This window comes from Vibrio chemaguriensis (assembly GCF_012275705.1).
Taxonomy (GTDB): Bacteria; Pseudomonadota; Gammaproteobacteria; order Enterobacterales; family Vibrionaceae; genus Vibrio; species Vibrio diabolicus.
Window position 1 is genome coordinate 17,068 of record NZ_SHOE01000024.1, and the last position, 21,608, is coordinate 38,675.

Annotated in this window: 21 protein-coding genes and 1 riboswitch; of the genes, 4 read left to right on the forward strand and 17 right to left on the reverse strand. The window is 44.7% G+C overall.

Annotated features, from left to right (window positions below; translation table 11 throughout):
* Positions 1 to 34: 34 nt before the first annotated feature.
* The 8 genes from EX191_RS18720 to EX191_RS18755 all read right to left on the reverse strand — a co-directional run bounded on the left by EX191_RS18720 (position 35) and on the right by EX191_RS18755 (position 6,684).
* Positions 35 to 280, reverse strand: a complete 246-nt coding sequence (locus EX191_RS18720; RefSeq protein WP_005373664.1) for a hypothetical protein — start codon at positions 278 to 280, stop codon at positions 35 to 37.
* A 152-nt stretch (positions 281 to 432) separates the two neighbouring features.
* Positions 433 to 876, reverse strand: a complete 444-nt coding sequence (locus EX191_RS18725) for a DUF3429 domain-containing protein (protein WP_193448256.1) — start codon at positions 874 to 876, stop codon at positions 433 to 435.
* Between the two features lie 10 nt (positions 877 to 886).
* The gene (locus tag EX191_RS18730; protein ID WP_161442656.1) at positions 887 to 1,432 is read right to left on the reverse strand and encodes a glutathione peroxidase; all 546 of its coding nucleotides are present in this window, start codon (positions 1,430 to 1,432) and stop codon (positions 887 to 889) included.
* A gap of 104 nt (positions 1,433 to 1,536) precedes the next feature.
* A complete protein-coding gene (gene ribB, locus EX191_RS18735) occupies positions 1,537 to 2,193 on the reverse strand; it encodes a 3,4-dihydroxy-2-butanone-4-phosphate synthase (protein WP_006741191.1) in 657 nt (218 codons plus the stop codon).
* Between the two features lie 113 nt (positions 2,194 to 2,306).
* A riboswitch (FMN riboswitch) is annotated at positions 2,307 to 2,447 on the reverse strand.
* A 104-nt stretch (positions 2,448 to 2,551) separates the two neighbouring features.
* Positions 2,552 to 3,169 (reverse strand): lipase family protein, encoded by a 618-nt coding sequence (locus EX191_RS18740; protein WP_104970531.1) that lies wholly within the window; start codon positions 3,167 to 3,169, stop codon positions 2,552 to 2,554.
* A 117-nt stretch (positions 3,170 to 3,286) separates the two neighbouring features.
* Positions 3,287 to 5,140 (reverse strand): MFS transporter, encoded by a 1,854-nt coding sequence (locus EX191_RS18745; protein ID WP_193448257.1) that lies wholly within the window; start codon positions 5,138 to 5,140, stop codon positions 3,287 to 3,289.
* 146 nt (positions 5,141 to 5,286) lie between these two features.
* A complete protein-coding gene (locus tag EX191_RS18750; protein WP_193448258.1) occupies positions 5,287 to 6,045 on the reverse strand; it encodes a helix-turn-helix domain-containing protein in 759 nt (252 codons plus the stop codon).
* Entirely contained in the window at positions 6,046 to 6,684 is a 639-nt protein-coding gene (locus tag EX191_RS18755; RefSeq protein ID WP_005477263.1) for an HD domain-containing protein, read from the reverse strand. It lies immediately after the preceding gene.
* 433 nt (positions 6,685 to 7,117) lie between these two features.
* Between EX191_RS18755 and EX191_RS18760 the strand changes: the two genes are divergently transcribed.
* The gene (locus EX191_RS18760; RefSeq protein ID WP_005463425.1) at positions 7,118 to 7,300 is read left to right on the forward strand and encodes a ferredoxin reductase domain-containing protein; all 183 of its coding nucleotides are present in this window, start codon (positions 7,118 to 7,120) and stop codon (positions 7,298 to 7,300) included.
* Positions 7,301 to 7,359: 59 nt separating this feature from the next.
* Here the strand turns inward: EX191_RS18760 and EX191_RS18765 are convergent, their stop codons facing one another.
* The 6 genes from EX191_RS18765 to EX191_RS18790 all read right to left on the reverse strand — a co-directional run bounded on the left by EX191_RS18765 (position 7,360) and on the right by EX191_RS18790 (position 15,124).
* Positions 7,360 to 8,637, reverse strand: coding sequence for a cytosine deaminase (locus tag EX191_RS18765; protein ID WP_193448259.1), 1,278 nt, complete (start codon positions 8,635 to 8,637; stop codon positions 7,360 to 7,362).
* Between the two features lie 9 nt (positions 8,638 to 8,646).
* Positions 8,647 to 9,885 (reverse strand): cytosine permease, encoded by a 1,239-nt coding sequence (codB, locus tag EX191_RS18770; RefSeq protein ID WP_193448260.1) that lies wholly within the window; start codon positions 9,883 to 9,885, stop codon positions 8,647 to 8,649.
* Between the two features lie 809 nt (positions 9,886 to 10,694).
* The gene (locus EX191_RS18775; protein WP_005396363.1) at positions 10,695 to 12,041 is read right to left on the reverse strand and encodes a magnesium transporter; all 1,347 of its coding nucleotides are present in this window, start codon (positions 12,039 to 12,041) and stop codon (positions 10,695 to 10,697) included.
* 112 nt (positions 12,042 to 12,153) lie between these two features.
* The gene (locus EX191_RS18780) at positions 12,154 to 13,476 is read right to left on the reverse strand and encodes an ABC1 kinase family protein (protein ID WP_193448261.1); all 1,323 of its coding nucleotides are present in this window, start codon (positions 13,474 to 13,476) and stop codon (positions 12,154 to 12,156) included.
* 98 nt (positions 13,477 to 13,574) lie between these two features.
* On the reverse strand, positions 13,575 to 14,798 hold the full coding sequence (locus tag EX191_RS18785; protein WP_193448262.1) for an HlyD family secretion protein: 1,224 nt from the start codon (positions 14,796 to 14,798) through the stop codon (positions 13,575 to 13,577).
* A complete protein-coding gene (locus EX191_RS18790) occupies positions 14,792 to 15,124 on the reverse strand; it encodes an MFS transporter (RefSeq protein WP_193448263.1) in 333 nt (110 codons plus the stop codon). The genes EX191_RS18785 and EX191_RS18790 overlap by 7 nt, the downstream gene beginning before the upstream one ends.
* A gap of 107 nt (positions 15,125 to 15,231) precedes the next feature.
* On the opposite strand from EX191_RS18790, the gene EX191_RS18795 reads away from it, so the two are divergent.
* On the forward strand, positions 15,232 to 16,233 hold the full coding sequence (locus EX191_RS18795) for an AraC family transcriptional regulator (RefSeq protein WP_193448264.1): 1,002 nt from the start codon (positions 15,232 to 15,234) through the stop codon (positions 16,231 to 16,233).
* Positions 16,234 to 16,319: 86 nt separating this feature from the next.
* Here EX191_RS18795 and EX191_RS18800 read toward each other — a convergent pair whose 3' ends face one another.
* On the reverse strand, positions 16,320 to 17,009 hold the full coding sequence (locus tag EX191_RS18800) for a VV20781 family protein (RefSeq protein ID WP_193448265.1): 690 nt from the start codon (positions 17,007 to 17,009) through the stop codon (positions 16,320 to 16,322).
* 12 nt (positions 17,010 to 17,021) lie between these two features.
* Entirely contained in the window at positions 17,022 to 18,563 is a 1,542-nt protein-coding gene (locus tag EX191_RS18805) for a hypothetical protein (protein ID WP_193448266.1), read from the reverse strand.
* Positions 18,564 to 18,929: 366 nt separating this feature from the next.
* Between EX191_RS18805 and EX191_RS18810 the strand changes: the two genes are divergently transcribed.
* Positions 18,930 to 19,622: a response regulator transcription factor gene (locus EX191_RS18810; RefSeq protein WP_193448267.1), complete on the forward strand. Its 693-nt coding sequence runs from the start codon at positions 18,930 to 18,932 to the stop codon at positions 19,620 to 19,622.
* Between the two features lie 3 nt (positions 19,623 to 19,625).
* Entirely contained in the window at positions 19,626 to 20,948 is a 1,323-nt protein-coding gene (locus EX191_RS18815) for an ATP-binding protein (protein ID WP_193448268.1), read from the forward strand.
* Here the strand turns inward: EX191_RS18815 and EX191_RS18820 are convergent.
* A complete protein-coding gene (locus EX191_RS18820) occupies positions 20,929 to 21,585 on the reverse strand; it encodes a pyridoxamine 5'-phosphate oxidase family protein (protein WP_193448269.1) in 657 nt (218 codons plus the stop codon). The genes EX191_RS18815 and EX191_RS18820 overlap by 20 nt on opposite strands.
* Between the last annotated feature and the right edge of the window lie 23 nt (positions 21,586 to 21,608).

Here is a 21,608-nt window from a genome sequence, read left to right on the forward strand (position 1 = left end):
AGAGTCGCCATTTTTTATGCTTATCACTTTCGCATTATCTAAGAACGCTTGTACATGCTTGAGTCGGAACACTAGTCATAAATATGGCATGCGGATAAAACAAGCTAGCAGCAGTGATTGCAACATTACATGGCTGAGCAATCGTAGTTTTAATCACATTGGTAAGCACGGCGCCTGTATTATTTACTGTTTGAGCGGCGGCTTGTTGTGCCTGGTAAGACACGCAACCTGTCGTTGCATTGATCATCGCAGTGCTAAACAAAAGTTTGCGAAAAAACATATTCATATCCTTTGTGAATGCTTTGAAATACTTATATGTGGATTGATTCATAAATAAAACAAAACAGTGTTCAAAATATGTGTGCATTCACGAAATGAACATTGTTTTATAAAAAGACGTTTTTTTGTGATCTTAGCACTGGACAGACCAGGTTATGAAACTAAAGCCAATCCGTGCATTACGATTACGCCGAAGGTCAGTTTGCTCCTCATTCCTTGATATCCCTTGGGCTCGGCGTCTTGTTCGACTTTCCTCACGAGTTTTTCTGCATACCAAACAGCAAGATACCCAATTGCTAAGAGTAGGGTAGCGACCGCGTAGTGTTTGTGACCCTGCAATAATGCGCCCCAAGCGAGTAAGACAAAAAGGTTGCTGAGAATTAATATATTTCTGCTAAGGCAGTGGTAGTAATGCTCAATGCCATTCCCCCAGAGTATGCCGGATAAAAAACTTAATATTACGGCACTGTAAGCGATGAAAAATTGCTGGCCACTTAAATTGAAGAGTGAAATGTCAGTGAAAATCAGCCCTAAACTAAACACAAATGGAACCAGGCCTAAGTAACCGAGTTGTAGCATGGTTGAGCGTGTTGTCATGGTCGTCACCTTACAATTGTTGCTCTATCATATTGGTAAGCGTAGTACTTGTCGGTGATGTGGAGCTTGGAAAAGTGGCAATAACTTTGCCTTCAGAGCTAATTAGAAACTTATAGAAGTTCCATTTTGGTTTGATGCCAGCTTGGTTAGTAATCTCGCTGAATACGGGGTTTGCATCTACGCCTAATACTGAGGAGCGAGCCATCATTGGAAAGGTGACCCCGTAATCGAGATAACAGACTTTCGCAGTGTTTGTTTCGCTTCCTCTGTCCTGTCGGAAGTCATTGCTCGGGAAACCAATGACGGTGAAGTTTTGGTCTTTGTAAGTTTGATAGAGGGTTTCTAACTGTTCGAACTGAGGAGTGAAGCCGCACTGGCTTGCTGTATTGACGACTAGTAGTGTCTTTCCCTTAAAGCTTTCGCATAGATCGACTTCTTCTGTTGAGTTTAACAACCTTTGCTTACCTTGAAGAATATCAGGGCACTCAGATGCAAGAGCAAGCGAATTCATGGAGAGAAAGCTAACGAGAGCGGCGAGTTTCAGTAATCCTTTCATGGTGTTGTTCCCCTTGTTTTCAATAAGTATAACTACTCAAGAGCAAAGAGGATCGATCAAAAAAGCCGCACAAATGCGCGGCTTCTTTCAGAGCTGGGATTTAATTATGCCAGTTTTAACTCGAACTGATTGCGGTACATCACCATGTCTTCAATAGTCAGCACTGGCATGTTGTGCAGGCGACCAAACGCAACGATCTCTGGTGCTTTTGCCATCGTGCCATCTGGGTTGGTCACTTCACATAGTACGCCAGCGGGTTGAAGCCCTGCCATTTGCATCAGGTCAATCGTACCTTCTGTGTGACCACGGCGAGTCATTACACCACCTGGACGTGCGCGCAGAGGGAATACGTGGCCCGGGCGAGCAAGATCCTCAGGTTTCGCATGCGGGTTTGCCGCCGTTTTAATGGTCGTCACTCGGTCTGCTGCTGAAACCCCCGTTGTTACACCAACTTTCGCTTCAATAGAAACCGTAAATGCGGTTTGGTTTGCGCTGTTGTTGTTTACTACCATTGGAGGCAGTTCCAGTTTGTCCGCTTGAGCATCTGTTAAGCACAAACAAACGATGCCGCTACATTCGCGGATCATCAACGCCATTTGCTCGTTGGTGAGGTGCTCGACTGAATAAATGATATCGCCTTCGTTTTCGCGATCTTCATCATCAAGAAGAAGTACGCCACGGCCTTCTTTTAGAGCGATAAGTGCGTTTTCAACGCGAGTAATTGGGTCGCCGAATTCGGCAAGTAGTGATGACTGATTCATGGTTAACTCCTAAATTTCACCAGAATCAGGGCGGTATGAGAGATCGTCGTAAAATACGATCAAAAAGAAGTGCACCAGCACTTTTAGCGATCTGACTCGCTATGCTGGTGTATTCTTATTCTCTTTCATCCGGACTATAACCGTCGGCTCTGGCATCTCACCAGATCTGCTGACCTCGACGAATCGAGCGCTCGCGGGCTCACTTGAAAAAGTATACCGCCGGTGGGGAATTTCGCCCCGCCCTGAGAACAATTAAAAATGTGCCACTTCATCCAAGTTGTGAGGAAGTGGAGCTAGGATAGTACTGCGAACTGAATAGCTTGGAAAGTCGATTCCATCTGTATGATGGAAAAGTGTGCTATCGACGGAAATAATCTGTGCGAATAAAGTGATCAATCTGCTGCGGCACGAAGGTGTTGTAAATCAGGCTCGTATGCGTTTGCTTCACTTCGATATGATCTTGCATACCGTCCAGTCTTGTCTCTTCTACGGTAACGGTACCGTCCGACATGGTGTTGTCATTACGGATCAACAATGGGCGAGCGCCAATCGGCATCGTTCCTGCGATACTGCCGAGTTTTTGAGGGAAAGCCCAAGCGTCATCATGTCTGTTTAATCCGTGGTGTGGCGAATTGCCTAAAATTGCACCCAATCCGAGATCTTGAATCCTACCTACTATGGACGCGCCTTTAAGAGGCGAACCGATAGCGACAACATGAGAGATTAAGCTAGTGCTCGGTTTTCTGTTGGCGAGATAGCGCTTAATCATCAAGCCTCCCAGGCTGTGCCCCACGAGCACGTTTGTGGTCAGTGGATTAAGCGAATGATCAATAGAATCAAACAGTGAAGACTCATCGATAGCAACAGTGTTATAGCTGAGTACTTGCGTTTCGTATCCGAGTTTTCGCAGCTTTTGGCTAAGAGGTTGCATGACCAGTCCATGCATATAAAGACCATGTAAGATGATGATTTTCATAATACCTCCTAGATTTATGACGTCGTAGATATCCTACTCTAATTAACAAAGAACTACTTGTGCTTTGTGGTGCATATTTACGTTTTGCTGCAAAGTTTGACTGCTGTAGCAAGCGACTCAGCCCAGTAAATCCTGTACTTGTTGTTGCAATTGATTACGATTTAAAGACGCAGGACTTAACACTTCACCGATAACAACATCCACTTTTGACCAAAAACGAGTCGGTCGTTTTGTGAGAGCATGTCCGCCTTTGTGGCTGAAAAAAGAACCCCAAAGCCCTTTTAACGCCATAGGGATGACAGGAACAGGGTTACGTTCAAGGATTTTCTCTACACCAGGGCGAAACTCACCCAATTCACCGTTAGACGTTAAACGACCCTCAGGGAAGATACAGACAACTTCACCGTCGTTTAGCGCTTGTTCAATCTGCTCAAATGCTCGTCGGTAAGTATCGGCACACTTACGTGGGGAACAGATAGGGATAACACCGGCATGACGGAAAACATATTTAAGAACAGGCAGATCGCTGATGGACTTGTCCATCACAAAACGAACCGGGCGAGTAGAGGTTCCCATCAAAATCAACGCATCGACATAGCTAACATGGTTAGCCACAATTAACGCAGCACCTTGTTCAGGAATATGTTGGCGCCCCTTTACAGACACACGATACATACAATGGCTGAGTAAATAACTGATAAAGCGTTGTGTAAATTCTGGAACTTGACGATAGACATAGATTGCCACGAAGAAGTTACCTATTGCCATCATGGCAAACAGTTCCACAGTAGAAAGCTCTAGTACGCTGAGTACAACGATCGAAACCAAAGCAGACACCACCATAAACAACGCATTCATGATGTTGTTAGCAGCAATGGCACGTGCACATTCACCTTTGTTTGAACGCGATTGGTTGAACGCATAAAGAGGAACAATAAAGACACCGCCGCTTACACCAACAAGGAACAGGTCAATCATGACGCGCAGATGTTTGGATTCAGCAACGAAGCTTTGCACATCATAAAAGTGCACCGGAAGTGATGGATAACTTGGGACTGCCCATAGCAAGTCGACGCCAAAGACTGTCAGACCAAGGATACCGAATGGCAAAATACCAAGCTCAACGTGGTTGAAAGAAAGTTTTTCACACAACCAAGAGCCTATCGCGATACCAATGGAAAATAATGCCAACAGTAAAGAAACGACAGTACTGTCTGCAAACAAATGTTCACGCGCAAAGTTAGGGAATTGAGTCAGGTAAGTCGCACCCATGAACCAAAACCAACTGATGGCTAGAATAGACATCCAAATGCCTCTCTGTTTTTTTGCCACTTTTAACGTGTTCTTTAAACCAGAAATCGGTTCAAACTTCGCTTTGTCAGTCGATTGGCTAGGCATCGTTGGAATGTTCACACTGCTCATAAACCCGAGCAAAGACAAGGCAATCACGACGCAAGAAGCAATCAAGGTGCCATTAGGAATAGCTAGCAGCAGGCCTGCGCTAAGCGTACCTATAAGAATCGAAAGGAACGTGCCCATTTCAACCCAAGCATTTCCTTTAACAAGCTCATTTGGTTTGAGCGCTTGTGGTAGCAAGGCGTATTTCACGGGACCAAAATAGGCCGATTGAGTGCCTGTCATAAACAGCAGAACCAGCATCAGCATGGCACTTTGGGTGGCAATAGCGGTTGCTGCGCAAGACATGATAGCCAGCTCGATGAGCTTTAGACGTCGTATTAATTTGGCTTTGTCCATGCTGTCAGCGACGGCACCAGCATGCGCAGAGAATAGAAAGAAAGGTAGGATGAATAAGCCTGCCGCCAAATTAACAAATAGATTAACGGATATTGGTAAGTTATCAATTTGGCTGTATGTCACCATCAATAACAGAACGTTTTTGTAGATGTTGTCATTGAGTGCGCCAAGACACTGCGTCACAAAGTAAGGAAAAAAGCGTTTTGAGAAAAACATGCTGGCTCCGATTAAACAAAGTCGAATGAGATGGGAGCACTTTATGCTCAATGAACGATTAAACCAGCTTTCTCTTTCAAGTGACGTTGTATGCCACCAAAAGTAACCAAATGCGTTACTTTTATCTCCATTTATTTATTGAGTTACTAATTTCGAGACTTCTGTGTAGGTTTTCTTTCCCATGGTTCAAACAGAGGGAACGTCCAACGACGCATCGCAATAATCAGAGAGGTGCCGTGCTTTTCGTCCATATCGAGAGAGCTATCACTTTGGCAAGCCTTATAAAACTCATCGATGACCTTTTGCAGTTTCTGTTGCAGCTTCTTGTTGGTTGGTACGCTCATCAATCCTGTTGCCATGGACAACTTTTCATCTTCACCAGAAAAGTAGCTTTGGAAAAAGGCGTCTTGAACTTGCTGTTGGAAGAACCGTTGAATAGGGCCGCCCATCTGCCACTTAAATGTCGGAGATATACGCAAACGAATTTTGTTATTTGGCTGCAAGTCGATGATGTTCAGCCGATCCAAATGAACAAGCTTTTGCACCAGTTCCAACTCATTGAAGGTATATTGCTGAACGATTTGTTCAAACTGATAGCCATTTACAACACAGATCGCCACGAGCAGCAGGGCTTTATCGTCAACTAGCTGCTTTTCTTGCTCTAACGTTAGCGACTCTAAACCTTTATTGTGCGCAGCTGCGAGCTTAAACAGCTCCGCCATTTCTAAACCAATCAATTGGCAAATTCGTTCTAAGCGCTCAAGGCTAATGTGCTGACCTTCAGCAAGTAAACGTTTGACGCTTCCTTCACTTAAATTAAGGTGTTGTGCAACATCGACATAATGCATCCCAGCTGACTTTAGCTGGCGTTTAAGCTCTTTAATTAACGTATAGCTTTCAGACATTTACGCGGTCACCTCATCGTGTAACTGTTTTAGGTACGTTTGCATAAAGGCTTTCCGTTTATTGGCTTCAAGTTTTGCAGACTCCGTGTTCATGGTGTCGGCAATTTTAAACAACTTGGTTTGGAAATGATCTACGGTGAATTGTTTGTCGTTGAGTTCGCGCTCTTTAGCAAACATGTCGTTATCGTTGTAAAGCTGAGCGTTGAAATGAGTGCTGACTTGAATGCATCGCGTAACACCAATGGCGCCTAAAGCGTCCAGACGATCAGCATCTTGGACGATTTGTGCTTCCAACGTGTTTGGCCTGATGTTGGCGCTAAAGCTGTGCGCCTCTATCGCATGAGCGATGGCATCATGGTAGTGCTGAGGGTATTGAATACTCTCTAAATACGCGATGGCTTTTTTGGCTGCAATTGCAGAGCTTTGCTTGCGATTTGGATGATCTTTCGGGTAGGTGAAACAGTCATGCAAATAGGCTGCAGGTAACACAATGGCTATGTCTGCATTTTCTTCGTCGCAGAGCTGTTTCGCTGTTTTGACCACGCGTTTTACGTGTTCAATATCATGGGCCGCATCAACTTGCATCTCTTGCTGCATAAATTCCAAAAACAGCGGCTCAAACTGGCTTAATGACGTCATGGTTAATATCTACAACTAAAATGAAGCCAGAAGTATGCCCAACGCTAAGAAGAATTTCCAAATGCGATGGTGTAATTGAGAATTAGCCACCAGATTGTTGAATACCTGAGTGATGTCAAGAAGTGGGATTAAGAGCGCTGTCACTGATTCCATTTGAAAGGTTAATACGTAGTGAAATGACTGAACTTTTCGAAGGTTTCTCTCCAGCCAAGACTATTTCCAACAAACATTTTTATCAGTGTATCTATGAGTTATTAATTTTATAAATGTGACTCAGTAGCACAGAAAACTTGGGTTTATAGATTGCATTTTTGAGTGATCTCAATTCCATTTTTATGGTTGTTTAGTGTGGTTTTTGTGATCTTGATCATGATATTTTTGCTTTCAGAGCGATAGGATTCCGCGCAAATGGTGAGTTAACTGAGTCGATGATATGCAGGATTTATATGAGCTAGAGCGTAAACTGGTCGAAAATGGCGCAGATATGAAAGGCTTAAAAGTGGTACCCGCGGTCGTTGATGAAGAAGGGCATGTTGTTTATCTGGGTAATAGTCCATCCATGATCAGAAACATCATTAGTTGTCGAAGACAATTAACGCAACGTACTAAAAAATAGTAAAAGGGTCTGACTAAATAGTCAGACCCTTTTCGTTTCGGTTAGTCTTTTTAAGAACTTTAGCGCTTGAACGTCACTTGTTCTGGTTGTTCAAGATGAATACGAGTTGTCGCAGGTTGTGTTTCTGCAATGACTTTACCGTGACGAACCGAGTAACGAACAGGTACTTGGCGACGTACTGCATCAAAGCCATTTTCAGCAGGAAGAATCAGTAGGCTACCTGGTTTGCCTTCTTCAATTCCGTACTTGTCTTGAATGTTCAATGTACGCGCTGAGTTGGTGCTGATGAGATCGAGTGAGTGATTAATTTGCTCGTAACCCATGACCTGACATACATGCAGGCCCATGTGCAGCACTTGTAGCATGTTTGCTGTACCAAGTGGATACCATGGGTCGAATACGTCATCGTGTCCAAAGCAAACGTTAATGTTTGCATTTAGCATCTCTTTCACTCGTGTTACGCCGCGACGTTTTGGGTAATCATCAAAGCGGCCTTGTAAGTGAATGTTCACCAATGGGTTTGCCACGAAGTTGATACCGGACATGCGTAATAAACGGAACAGGCGAGATGCATACGCACCGTTGTAGGAACCCATTGCCGTTGTGTGGCTTGCCGTGACTTTATTCCCCATATCAAACTTGTGCGCTAATGCTGCCAGTGTTTCAACGAAGCGAGATTGCTCGTCATCGATTTCATCACAATGTACGTCGATCAGACGGTCGTATTTTTGCGCCAATTCGAACACGTAGTGCAGCGATTCAATGCCATATTCGCGTGTGAATTCAAAGTGGGGAATCGCGCCAATCACGTCCGCCCCCAATTTGACGGCTTCTTCTAGCAGCTCTTTGCCATTTGGGTAAGAGAGAATGCCTTCCTGCGGGAAGGCGACGATTTGGATGTCTACCCATTCTTTCATCTCTTCACGTACTTCTAGCATCGCTTTGAGAGCGATAAGCGTTGGATCAGAAACATCGACGTGAGTACGAACGTGTTGTACGCCGTTTGCGATCTGCCATTTTAAGGTTTTTTTTGCGCGCGCTTTCACGTCTTCAATCGACAGCATTTCTTTGCGCTCAGCCCAACGTTCAATACCCTCAAACAATGTGCCAGAGATGTTCCAGCTTGGCTCGCCAGCGGTTTGCGTTGTATCTAGGTGAATGTGTGGCTCGCAGAAAGGTGCAACCGCCATGCCGCCTTCAGCATCGATGGTGTCACCGCTGTGATTAAGCTCCACATCGTTGCTTTCAATGCGCTTGAATTGACCATCTTCAATCAAAATTTGCTGCAGACCTTCTTGTCCTTTTAGCGTTACGTTTTTGATCAGTAGTGTTGTCATGATGGTTCCTTACGCTGGCTGTGTAGCCAGTGCTTTTTTGTTGAGAATAGGATTAAGAATTAGGAAGCTAATTGCGCCGCCAAGTACAGCGTTAATCGGTACTACGCCAGGAAGGAAGTGTCCCGCACCAACGCCAATCGCTACAGCGATAATGCCAGCCCAGTTTACGCTTTGGAACTGGGCGGCTTCAAAGTTTGCGTAGCGTTTACGGTTTGTGAAGAAGTCAGCGATGATCACGCCGCCAATCGGTGGAATTGCCAAAGATAAGAAGGTCAGCCAGCCAACAAAGTTATTGTAGAGCCAGAGAGCGCAAAGTGTGCCAACAAGACCGTTCGCCATTGAGATGTATTTACTTGGTAAGCCTGTGATGTTGGAAAATCCAAGACCCGATGCGTAGAGCGCGTTGTCGTTGGTCGTCCAGATGTTCAAGCCAAGAACGATGATAGCTGGAATAAGAAGACCTTGCGCGATCATCACTTCAGAGATGTCTGATTGACCCGTCACCGACGCACCTGCCGCGCCAAAGATAAACATTAACGAGTTACCGATGAAAAATGCCACCATGGTGATCATCACGGCGCTGCGCGGCTTTTTACCAAAGCGTACGAAATCCGCCGTTAATGTACCAGCACTGACAAAAGAGCCGACAACCATCGCGAGAGCTATTGAAAAATCGAGTGGCTCGGTTGGTTGAACCTGTTGTAGTTCGCTTATACCGCCAACGCTCTTTACTGCCTCGATGACAGAGTAGCCGCCAAGTAGCGCAATCGCGGGAACGGCGATTGCTGACAATACCATCAGTGCTGAGATGCCAAAGTAAACGGTCGCGGTCATGAGCAAACCGGATACAAGGATCAACGTGTTGGTATCGATGCCCGTTGCTTTATGCACCGGAATCGCAAACATCGCGACACCAACTCCAAACCACCCAACTTGAGTACCGCCAAGAAGAGCGGAAGGAAGCCAAGAGCCTTTAGAACCAAAAGAGAAACGAGCAAGAAGGTGAGTAGAGAGACCAGTAGAAGCGCCGATGTAACCGAGGAAAGAAGTGTAAATACCGAGGATTAGGTTACCGATGAGAACAGCGAGGAAAAAATCTTTAAAGGAGAGCCCAGTACCGAGAGAACCCCCTGTCCACATACTTGCGGAGAAAAAAGTGAGTCCTAACATCACCATGGTTAGTGATGCCACGCCTTTTCTGGCCGTGTTGGGAACTGGTCCAAGACTGTAGTTATTGTCTCCAGCCATTATTACCTCCGCACATTGAAATATTAATTATAGCACCTGGTTTTCAGGTAAACGGCGCGTATTATCGTGATGTAAATTTAATAGTCAATGATAAAATTGCAATTTAAACGTTTGCTTGATTTTTGATGTCTGTTTTTTATTTTAATAACAATGGTTTGGTTTTTAATTTCTAAAAGTGAAAAGTTTATTTTTACGTATTTTCTATGATTTATAGACAGGTTTTCTATGTGAAATGAATGTTTTGAATTGCTATTTTTTTTTATGGATTAAATTTATCTATAACTCTGGATTGTTCAGTCGATTTCTATGAAAAGAAAACGATTTCATGGTGAGATTTTTGGTTTGGACGTTATTTGTTCTTTTTTGGGGTGTGTTTTCTTGGTTTTATTTTATTTAGGTGATTTTTTTTGTTGAAACTGGCATTTCTAATGGTTTAGTGGGCGAATATTTGAATTTTATAAACAGTAAACAATCTGTTGTGGGCAAGAAAAGTACAACCGAGCTCGGTCAGAGGATAAGAGAGCAAGAGCAATAGCCACATAAAAAAATAGCCAACCGCAAAGAGTGCGATTGGCTTATATACATGTGAACAAAATCAAGTTCACTAACAACGTCAGTTGGCTAGGTGACCCTCGGCTTAAGAAGGGTCGATTTATATAATGCAGTTACTGTGCCAACTTTAATATGCCCTAAAATACGTAGTTTCTGTGACATGCGTTGCTTAAAGTTTGAGTTTGTTTGCAATTTGCAACTGCGTTATGCAATTTGACTCTATTATGCTAATGATTGATTAATAAACAGTGGACTTTTTAGAGCATGACTAAACTCGCCGTTCCCAAAAAGGCGAAAAAACCAACCACATCTGTCACCGTCGTTAGAATAACCGAACCTGCTAAGGCTGGATCCAATTTAAACTTATCCAAAATAATGGGTATCAACACGCCAAATAAAGCAGCGGTAATAATGTTGACGATAATGGCCAGCGCGATGGTTCCACCTAAAACTGGCGATTGGAACCACAATCCGGCTAACCCGCCGATGATTAGCGCCCAAGCAATGCCGTTCAGTGAGCCAATACCCAGCTCATTTTTTAAGAATTTGAATCGGTTACCTGGGGTAATCTGATTAAGCGCCATCGCACGAACCATTAGAGTCAGCGTTTGGCTGCCTGCAATGCCACCCATCGATGCAACAATTGGCATTAGTACGGCCAAAGCCACCACTTGAGCAATCACGTCTTCAAATAGCCCGATAGTGACAGACGCTAAAATTGCAGTCAGCAAATTGATGCCCAGCCACACGCCGCGTTTTTGCGAGCTTTTTAATACTGGCGCAAACAAGTCATCGCCTTCATCCATACCAGTACCGGCCATTAAGCGCGCTTCGTAGATTTCACGTTGCGTACTTAATGCAAATTGCCAATCGACTTCACCAATCAGAGTTTGGTCTGCATCGGTCACAGGCAGAGCGGGCAGTGTGCTGTGCTCTAATGCTTCTACCGCTTCGGGAAGCATCATCTTACTGTCTAGCACTGTCACCGCTTCAATAACGAGTGTTTTCAAGCGAGTATCAGGATCACTACGTAAAATTTCGTAGTAATTGACAGTCCCTCGATACTGTTTATTACGGTTGATCAGGTAGACCTGTTGAGGCGTGTCGTAGCTATAGCGCTCCATTAACTGCTTAGCCGTTCCAATCGTAATATTAAAGGGCAGGGTGATGATTTTACGCTCAGCCCAGTGGCCGAGTTCTTCATCTTCATATTCGTTTGCCTGATCGTAAAGCTCTAACTCATCTTTTTCGATCAACGCGAGCGCTTCGTTGATGATCGACTCAGGCAACGAATCCGCCCATTCGATCAGCGATAAGTTATCAAGTTTAGCGAGGGTGAGTTTTAGCTCGACTTCAGATAATGCATTGATGATAGAAAAACGTACGTCGGCACGCATTTCTGTTAACACGTCGATATGCAGTTCTAGTGGCAAAGCTCGCCATAAGCGAACACGATCATCGATTGGAAAGGCTTCCAGAATTAGGGCGACTGCGCCAGGTTCGAGACCCGCTTCAATAGATTCATTGAGCGTTGCGACTTGATCCGCTTCTTCGGCTTGGCCAATTTGCTGGATTAGAGTGGAGAGATCTTGAAACTTGCTCACCGAGTACCCCGATAGTTAATTCGTTTTATGGAAGTATGGCATGTTATTGAGATGCACAACTATGCATCTTAACCTTGCTCAAGGTACTTGAAAGTAACAGAAAAACAATAGGCTATTCGCTGTTGATAGTGAGATATGGCTGTACCAATTGGCGAATGTTCACTTTTGCGCCAATTCTCGCTGCGAGCAAATACATGCCACCAATTTTACGATGTAAAAATAGGGCATCGGCAGGTGGGGTATGCCAGTACTCTTGTTCCATGCTCAAAATAGTGCCAGCTTCGCGAAGTTTTTGCGCTAAGCCACTGGCTTTAAAATCATATGGCTCATCAACTAACATGGGTTCACATGCCATTTTTACTAAATCGAGAATCGCTTGGCGCTGATCAGGTAAGATGGTTTGGCTGAAGAAGCCAATTTGTTCAAGCGCGTCATTCAAGCCTTGTTCGTCATTATTCATGACGGACGCAAAGGCTTGGCGATAGCCGGCACTGAATCGTTCGCTGTATTCGCGAGTTGCACCGAAATCTAACAAGCCGATTTGGCGAGTACTTTCAATGTACAAGTAATTGGCGAAGTTAGGGTCGGTTTGCACCATCTTGAATTCGAACAGCTCTCTGAACAGCAATTCGAGCAAACTGTGCATGACAAAATCTCGCGTACTTTGATCATAATGTTCGATGTGTTCAATGGTTACGCCGTCAATAAACTCCATGGCGAGAACGGAGTCTGAGCAACTTTCAGTGTGAATCTTTGGTACGACAAAATGAGGATGCTCCTTCAAAGCATCATGGTAACGAATCGCAAATTGCGCTTCTCGGGTGTAATCGGCTTCATCATGCAGTTGCTTTTTCGCTTCTTCGAGCAATCCTTTGTAGTCGACAGACTCGGGAATCAACCCAACGACCTTGAGCAGTGTACCGACATTATCGACGTCGCTATCAATACTTTTTCGTATGCCCGGATATTGCACTTTGACGGCTAGGTTATCGCCCGCATCGCTGTAGGCTTGGTGCACTTGTCCTATTGATGCACTGGCGATTGGTTTGAAGTTAAATGATAGAAACTCAGCTTTCCAACTCGTTCCTAGCGAACTTTCCATGACTCCGTTCAGTTGCTTTGCAGGCATTGGGTCTGCGTTGGAGCGAAGGCGGGAGAGAATATCGGCAAGTTCAGGTTCTAAAACATCACCAGCATCCATTGAGAGCATTTGACCAAGCTTCATTGCAGCGCCACGTAGGTGAGCAAGTTGGTCTGTCAACCGTGCGATGTTTTGTGGCGTCAGCAAGAGGTCTTTCGCTTTTGGTTTATTGCCTTTGGCGATTTGTTTCGTGCCTTCTGCAATCACATTGCCTGCGACACGGGTAGCAAGTGAAGCGAACTTGCTGAACCTTGAGATACGATGGGTAGGTAGGCTTCTTTCCTTTGCCGACATGAATCTTCTCCGCTATTTACTAACTAATTGTTATACGGGAAAAGGATGTGTTTGGATACAAATGAAAAAACCGCCAGCGAAACTGGCGGTTTGTGAGTTTAGATGGAGTAGAAGAAGTACAGCTGAGACTTCATTCGAATGATGATCCCGCGAATCACATCCAAGAAGGCCATGAAGCCTATCGGTTTTTCACCGCTGACCCATGCGAGGCCAACAGAGCCAACAGGAATGTCGTAGCCTTCTGGCTCATCAATCTTAAGACGAACAAAGTGGTGTTTGTTCTGTAAATTCTTTCCAGTGGTGACACGCACAGAATCATCGAAACCCAGCAGATTACCTTGTGACTCACCTGTTGCTTCAACAATGCCTTCGACGGTCGCTGAGAAGATCTTGCCTGGGTAAACGGACGAGGAGAATTCAGCAGGTTGACCCGGTTTGATGTTACGAATCGCCTGGTGGTTGACTCGCATCAGCACATACTTCTCGTTAGTGTACATATTAATACGTGGCATCATCGATACACGCTGACCTTCACGCAGGATAAAGTTGGTCACAAAGCCATCTGTTGGGGCATAAACTTTGGTGCTGTTCAAATCCCATTGCGCTTTTGCAATTTGCTCTTCAGCTTGGCGCAGTTCGGCTTGTTTGGTTTCAACTGCGAGCTCTGCTTTATGAATCGCCAGTTTTGCGCGGGAAATATCGACTTGTTTCTTCTTAATTTGAGACTCAAGGGTCAACACGTTGTGACGTGCCATATCAACCGCACTCGATTGTTTGTCGATGTCGCTTTCCGTGATGGTGTTTTGCACCACTCGGTTTTGCTCAACATAACGATCTAGCATCTTTTTCTGCAATTTGTAGTCAACTTTCGCCGCTTCCAATTGGCTCTTTGATGTTTCTAGATCTTGCACCAATGCTTGATGATTCGCTTCTTCAATCTCGATGTCGCCTTTTGCCGTAGCTAATGCGACTCGTGCAGAATCGGCGGATACGCTCGCCTGATTTAATGCGATTTCGTATTGTGTTGGGTCAAGTTCATAAATAAGCTGACCTTCTTTAACTTGTTGATTTGGCTTAATGTAAATGTGGTCAACTTTACCCTTCACATTGGTTGAATCTGGACGCAATTGGATGTGTGGTGACTGCACCACTGAGCCGCCGGATAGATCCATCGGCGTGAAGTTGATGAGGCCTACCCAGACGAACATTAACCAACCCAAGCCGCCAAGATAAGCGAACGATTTGGTTGCTTTGTTCCAAGGCATGCCAACCCAACGCAGCAGATAGATGAAGAGAGCCCATACCGCTAAACCTTCTAACATTCCGCTTCCTCTTTTGGTTGTGTTTGTGTTTGCGGTTTACTTCTCCATGTATCACGCAGATTGATGATGGCTTTTTCCATATCAACGAATGCAAAGATCACGGCTAGCACCCAAACCCAGTGCCAGACAAACCCTATCCAGGTGAGCGCAGTGATGAGCCCTATCTGATGATGGTCTTTGCTGTGCGCCTTATTAATTGGCAACTCATGGATTTTCCAAAAGCCGTAACACGCGCCCGCGACACTCGCGATTAAAACGACGGCAGCGACAATATGTAACGCTGTATCTGCACCAGTTCCGACAAATGGGACACTCAGTAAACTCATTAAACACTCCTCTATCAAACGGTTGGCGTATTGTGATCTGGATTTGATTTAGGTCTTTCTTTGTGACAGATTCAATCAATAGAGGATTAAATTTGATGTGATTGGTAATGAAGACGGTTCGATTTATTCGCGCGATGGGCATTCTAAACATGCATAACCTCGCGTTATCTAAATATAATGTGGGCTCGGATGAACTGGGGATTCCGTCGTCGGTATTTCACAACCCAATGACACTGATCCCGCTAAAAGCCGTCGCAGAATGGTATCGTTGTGTTGAACAAGCCAGTGGTGACCCGGATGTGGTTTTGAGTCTCAGCCGAGGTATTGAACTGCAAAAGCTTGGACCTGTGGGACGCTGGCTATTTTCTGGGAATGATTTAGCCAGCGCGATTCGACGCGTTAATTATGGTGCGAGTAACTTACAATCTGGGGCGTTTTTTGCTGGCGAACAGTCGGGCAAAATCATCAAATGGACTTACCACAATCCGTTTATAGAAACGTCAGTAAAGGTGCACGATAGTATCCGCTGTGCGGTATTTATGATTAAAGTGCTACGCGAATTTCTTGGTAAAGACTATCAGCCTTTGCGCGTGAAGGTTTCAGGGTCGAGAAAAAATACTGAACCATACCGAGAATATTTCGGCTGCGAGGTGGAATGGAGTCAGCCAAAAACAGAAATATGGATCCCGGGAGATGACCGATTAGCTTCTCGACAAGTGAGCCTCCGAGAAGATAGCCGTCTAGCGATGAGTTTTTCCGATTTGGATGATTTGCTTAATATGCCCGACCCAGAAGATGAGTTGAAAGTGATTTATGAAGTGGTGAACTACAGCAGTCATTATGGATTGCCAACGTTAGACCGCGTTTCTTCTCTGCTTGATTTATCTGAACAGCAGTTTCAACGTCGTTTGCACAAATTAGGCCTCAACTTCTCGATGGTATCCGGCTATGTATTGAGTAATGTTGCGGCTGAGTTATTGAGTAAGCGCGTGAGCATTGATGATATTGCCATGCGCCTTGGTTACACCAATGTGGCGAGCTTCAATCGTATGTTTAAGAAGCATCGTGGATTAACGCCCAAGCAGTATGCGGGAAGATTAGAAAAGTAATGCTTCACTTGTCTTTATGAAAACAAGCAATAAAAGCCCTCAAGGTAGAGGGCTTTGCTATTTCTTGGTGTTGTTTAATGTAATGGCTATTTCTTAGGGCGCCAGCTTAGTGCACTTGCAACAGCGCCGATGGCAATCACATCCTTTTTTTGTTCACTAAGTTCTGGGAGCATTTGTACCGCAATGGTACCGTTCGTCTGTACGGCGGCAATTTCTTGTGTGCCTTCCTTAAAGCTATAACCCAATGGAATGTCTACCGCCATCATGGCGTCGGGACTAGTATGTACGGTTTCTACATTAAAGTGGGTGCTGCCAATACGCACTACGCCAGTCTCTTTTTTCTCAAAGCTGATGTCGATGAGAGCGGATTTTGGCTCCATCGCAAATTCTCCCACTTTGACACCATCTTGGGTGATATAACAGGTGTAAGGATCATTCCCACCAAAATCGACGCCCATGTAGTTAACCGACATACCGCCCCCAGTGCAGTTCAAAAGCCAAGTTTCCCCGTTGTCGATACGAGTCACTTCTGCGCCCATCGCACCTTCTTTGAAAGAGATATGGTTAAACCAACTTGAGTTAGAAGCACTGCGTGAATAGTTGCCTTTGTACTTACCAGCAAAATCAAAATGACCATCTGCACCGAATCCCCAAAAATCTCCGTCGGTTTTGATCAACATTTCTGGTTGTGCTTTTACGGCATCAGTACGATCCATGACGGCTAGGCCACCACAACCTACAAGGAGTAGGGGAGCGAATAGAGTAAGTTTCTTCATGTTTTTCATCGTTTATAACTCGGTTACATCTAAGATTTGGTCGGTGAATTGGATCTTTTGAATGTCGTACAACTCGTCAGTGCCTGTACTCGGGCACTCAACAGAAACGCTCTTTGCTTTGATAACGGTACATTCTGCCAGTTTGTGTGGCACGATATAGGTGTTGACGCCGCCTTCACCATAAATGCTGTTGTCTTTGCTGTTGCCTTCAAAGGTATTGTCTTGGTCATTACCGATCACATTCATCGCGTCGTCGCCAATGATCTTCACTTTTGTCAGCCACTGAGATTTGTAGGTGTATGCTTCTATCAAGCCGTCTTTGTTGGGAGCCATACGAAAGGTAGGCACTGTGCCTGGATTTGTCTTTTCTGTGTAAAGTTTGACGCCCGCAGAGTCGATGTTCGCGGTGTATTGCAAGTATCCGTGGAATAAGCCGCTGATCCAATCAACGGCTTGTGGATCTTGAGTTTTCATTTCTTCACGTGTTAACGCTTGGTAGCCATCTAAACCTTGTCCGTTTGCTTTTGCTACACCCATGTAAGCTTCAAAAGCGGCAGCAAAGTATTCGTGAGAATATGAAGGGCCCGTTTGTTTAACACTTTCAGGATCGAAGTCGTCCGATTTCCAATCGTCCCAGTCATACTGAGTTGGGCGCCACACAGTCGGTTTGCCCGCTTGAATATCGTTATAGATTTTTAACGCATGAGCTTGAATGTCATTTTGCAGTGCCGCAGTCCCCGTGTTACGTGCAATACCTTGCGCTTGGACCAAGTGTAAAATTTCTTCAAAAGCGGCGTCTCGTTCGGCTTTTTTACCAAGATTGGCACAGTAATCGGCAAAATTACTCATGTAATGGCAATCGCCTTCAACTGTCAGTTCTCGATACATCAGAGATTGGCTGTTCCTTAGCCAGTTTGGTGTTTCTTTACTATTTACTAATGTTGCCACGATAGATGTGACAAGTGTATCCATATCTTCTTCGTTAAGTACCATCATGCTTACAACAAACTTTTCTAGAGAACTCGTATCAAAAGAGTGTGCTAAGCCCGAGTTTGTCACTGCATCGTTCAACTTGTCTTGGCGAATCAGTTCGTTGATGAAGATTCTGGTTAACATCTCATCATTCTGTTCGTCGTTTTCGGTCAGCATTAGTGTGGCATCACGCTCGGCTAATGTCTTAGCGATACGAGACTTGTCAGCGCCGTACTTAGAGTCTGGTTGGTTTGTGAGAAGGTGTTGGATGATTTTGGCTGCACGAAAGATTTTTTCATTATTCGCACCGTCATCAACAGCCACAATGTGAAATGCATCATTGTTATTTGCTTCAGAAAGGGAGATTTTCACATAGTGGGTGAAGCCCGCATCAGCAGCCACTTTTAACTTGGCTGGAAGCTCTGTAGAAACGACAGTTGGGATTGTGACAGTGCTCAATGTTGGCGCTGGTGGTGTTGGAGGTGTCGTTGTCGATGGTTTCGAATTAGATTCACTGCCGCCGCAAGCAGTTAGACTTATCGCGCAAAATATGGCTAAAGGTGTTAATTGGGAATATCTCATTTCATGTTACTCGTAGACTTTATTAGAGCAAGAAACTTAGAAGCAACATAAAGTCCTGTCTATATAAGCAAACCAAGTCATATATATCGATATTGTTTTTTGGTAAGGACTATCATTCGATATATTTAAAAATATAGTAGATTTTTATTCCGAATTTTATTTTTTATGTGAAGCTATATTCTGCTAATGAATAAAACATCAGGTTATTGCATGGTTTTAGGGGCGTAGAATGATTAGGATTATCGTATATGTATGGTTTGTAAGCGTATGTAAGCCTGCTTTTTATTAAAATTATCATTTAAGTGGGTTGCGCAGTATAGGACGAGCGATATACTCCCTCCATCATATTGGTGGAGTAAATGATTCATGGTGGGCAATACAATCTTACTGGTAGAAGACGACTCTGAGATTGCTCGATTAACCAAAATGTACCTCGAAGCCGAAGGATATACGGTAACTGTTATCGATAACGGTCAAAATGCATTAGAAACGATTAAGGAACTCAAGCCGGACCTAGTGCTGTTAGATTTGATGTTACCAGGAAAAAATGGCGCAGAAATATGCCAAGAGGCACGTAAATTTTATCATGGGATTATCATTGTTTTGACTGCAACCGATGATGAAATGAGCGAGGTGAGCTTATTTAAGTTCGGTGCTGATGATTACCTTACCAAACCGATAAAAGGCCACATCCTTCTCGCCCGTATTGAAGCGGCGTTGCGTCGCTATCGTCGTCAAGTTGATACCGTTGAAGAAGAAAAGCTGAGCCGATATGGCATTAGCCTTTGTCTTCGTCGTTCCCAAGCATTTTATTTGCAAAAAGATATTGGTTTGACGAGTTCTGAGTTTGAGATTTTAGAGCTCCTGATGCTGAATGTCGATAAGCCAGTATCTCGTGAATCATGTTGCCGTCTTGCCAGAGGTATTGAATACTGCATTACTGATCGTTCGATCGATATGCGTATATCCTCACTAAGGAAGAAATTCTCTAAGGCTCATATCCATACCGCTACCATTAAGACCATACGTCACCACGGCTATATGCTGACAGGTAAATGACGCATGTTTTCCCTGTTTACTCGTCTATATGTGGGGTTAGTTACTGGCCTTGCGCTGACTGTTGCTTTGTTTCTCTTTATGGGGGAAGAGTACATGCGCAAAACAGAAGTCGGCGTTTTTTTGAGTGATGGTGCTTATTTTGTCGATCAATACATTGAGCAACGAGGCACTCCAGATTCTCTCTACAAGAAGTTAACCGAAAACGGCAAGCAAGATTTCTTTATCTTTGATTTAACATTGGTTGAAAACTGGGACGGATCACCGCCTTGTCGAGATTGTAAGCTGCTGTACCGAATACAAGAGATACCTGTTTATCTTATTGATGGCAGTACCTATGCTGCGGTATTCCCTTTACCTAACACCTCGAAGAGTTTAGTTTTCAAAGAGAAAACGGATTTCTTTAGCCCAGATGTTGATTGGAATGAAGATTCTGAGATTGTATTTATACTGACTCTACTTTTGGTTGTTGTGTGCAGTTTAGGCATTATGGTTTACATACCTGTACGACGTCTTGACCGCCAAATTCGGCAACTAACGGCTGCACAACAACAATTTGGTTCTGGTGAGTTGAATACGCGAGTCGATCTAAAGCAATTTTCGCAACCCGTGAAAGAGCTCGCCCAAGGCTTCAACTGCATGTCTGAAGAGATTGAGAGACGAGTACGCCAAACCCATATCTTTACTCAAGCTATTCCTCATGAAGTGCGTACTCCGCTGAGTCGTATTCAGCTAGCGACGGATTTAGCTCGGCGCACGAGTGGTGAAATGCAGGCAGAGTTACATGACGATATTGAACGATACGTTGATGTAGTGACGGATTTAACGTCCGACATCGTCATGCTGTCTCGCTTGAGTGTGAAAAACCACTCCTGGGTCGATTCTGTTGAAACCATGGAACTGCCACTTTGGTGCAAAAGCCGTATGAATTACTTAGGCTTAGAGTCCGCCATGTTGAGAGCGGAAAATGAACTCGCGAACCAATTGATTCACTTTCAGCCTACTTTGGGTAACCTCGTCATCGATAATTTATTGCAAAACGCCAAGCGTTACGGTGAATCCTGCGTTGAGGTGACGATTCGAATGGTAGCGGATTGCTGGAGCATCGATATTGAGGACGATGGTCCGGGCATCCCTGAATCGATGCGAGAAGAAGTGTTTATGCCATTTTCGCGTTTAGACAAAAGCCGCAACGCCGACGTGAAAGGCTTTGGTTTAGGGCTTGCCATCGCTACCAGTGCCGCGAGGCAACTGGGGTGGGAGCTTTCCGTCGGCGAGAGTCACTTAGGCGGCGCACGTTTTACGGTGCTTATTCCTGCCAACGATTAGAGTAGGCACTGCGGTAGTCTGGCTCAGCGATACCTTCATACAAATCGTCACAAGCTTGCAGTGGACCTACGACGGTTCGGTAGGGTAGGACACCTGCCCAAACAGCAATGTCCATGTCTTCCGCATCGTCGTTGACGCCAAAATTACTGATTTTCACAGATGCCTCTGTGAGTGGGATACGCAGCAGCATGGTGGCTTTGAGCTCTTTTTCATTGCTCAAACGGACTTGTTTTGTTCTCCCTGGAGCGATCTGTTCGATAAAGTGATTCAGCAACCTGTCTTTCTCTTGGTTATTCTCCACCATCTCAAACTGGCCAAAGACCACGGCGCTACGATAATGCGCACTGTGGTGAAATGCACTTCGAGCCAATACCCAACCATCAAACAAAGTAAAGGTTAAGCACGTTTGCACTCCTTGTTTGAGTGAGCGTAACAGTCGACTGTTGTTGGCACCATGGATATACACGTAATCATCGACACGCCATGCCAGCATGGGGATGACCACAGGGCCTGACTCGTTGGTTATCGCAACATGAGCGATTAGGCTTTCATCTATGATGGCGTGCAGTTTGCTAACATCATAGACTGCTTTATGTGCGCCTTTCTTAATTTCCGTTCTATTGGTATTGGATAGCATTTTCTCTCCTTGTTTACTCACGA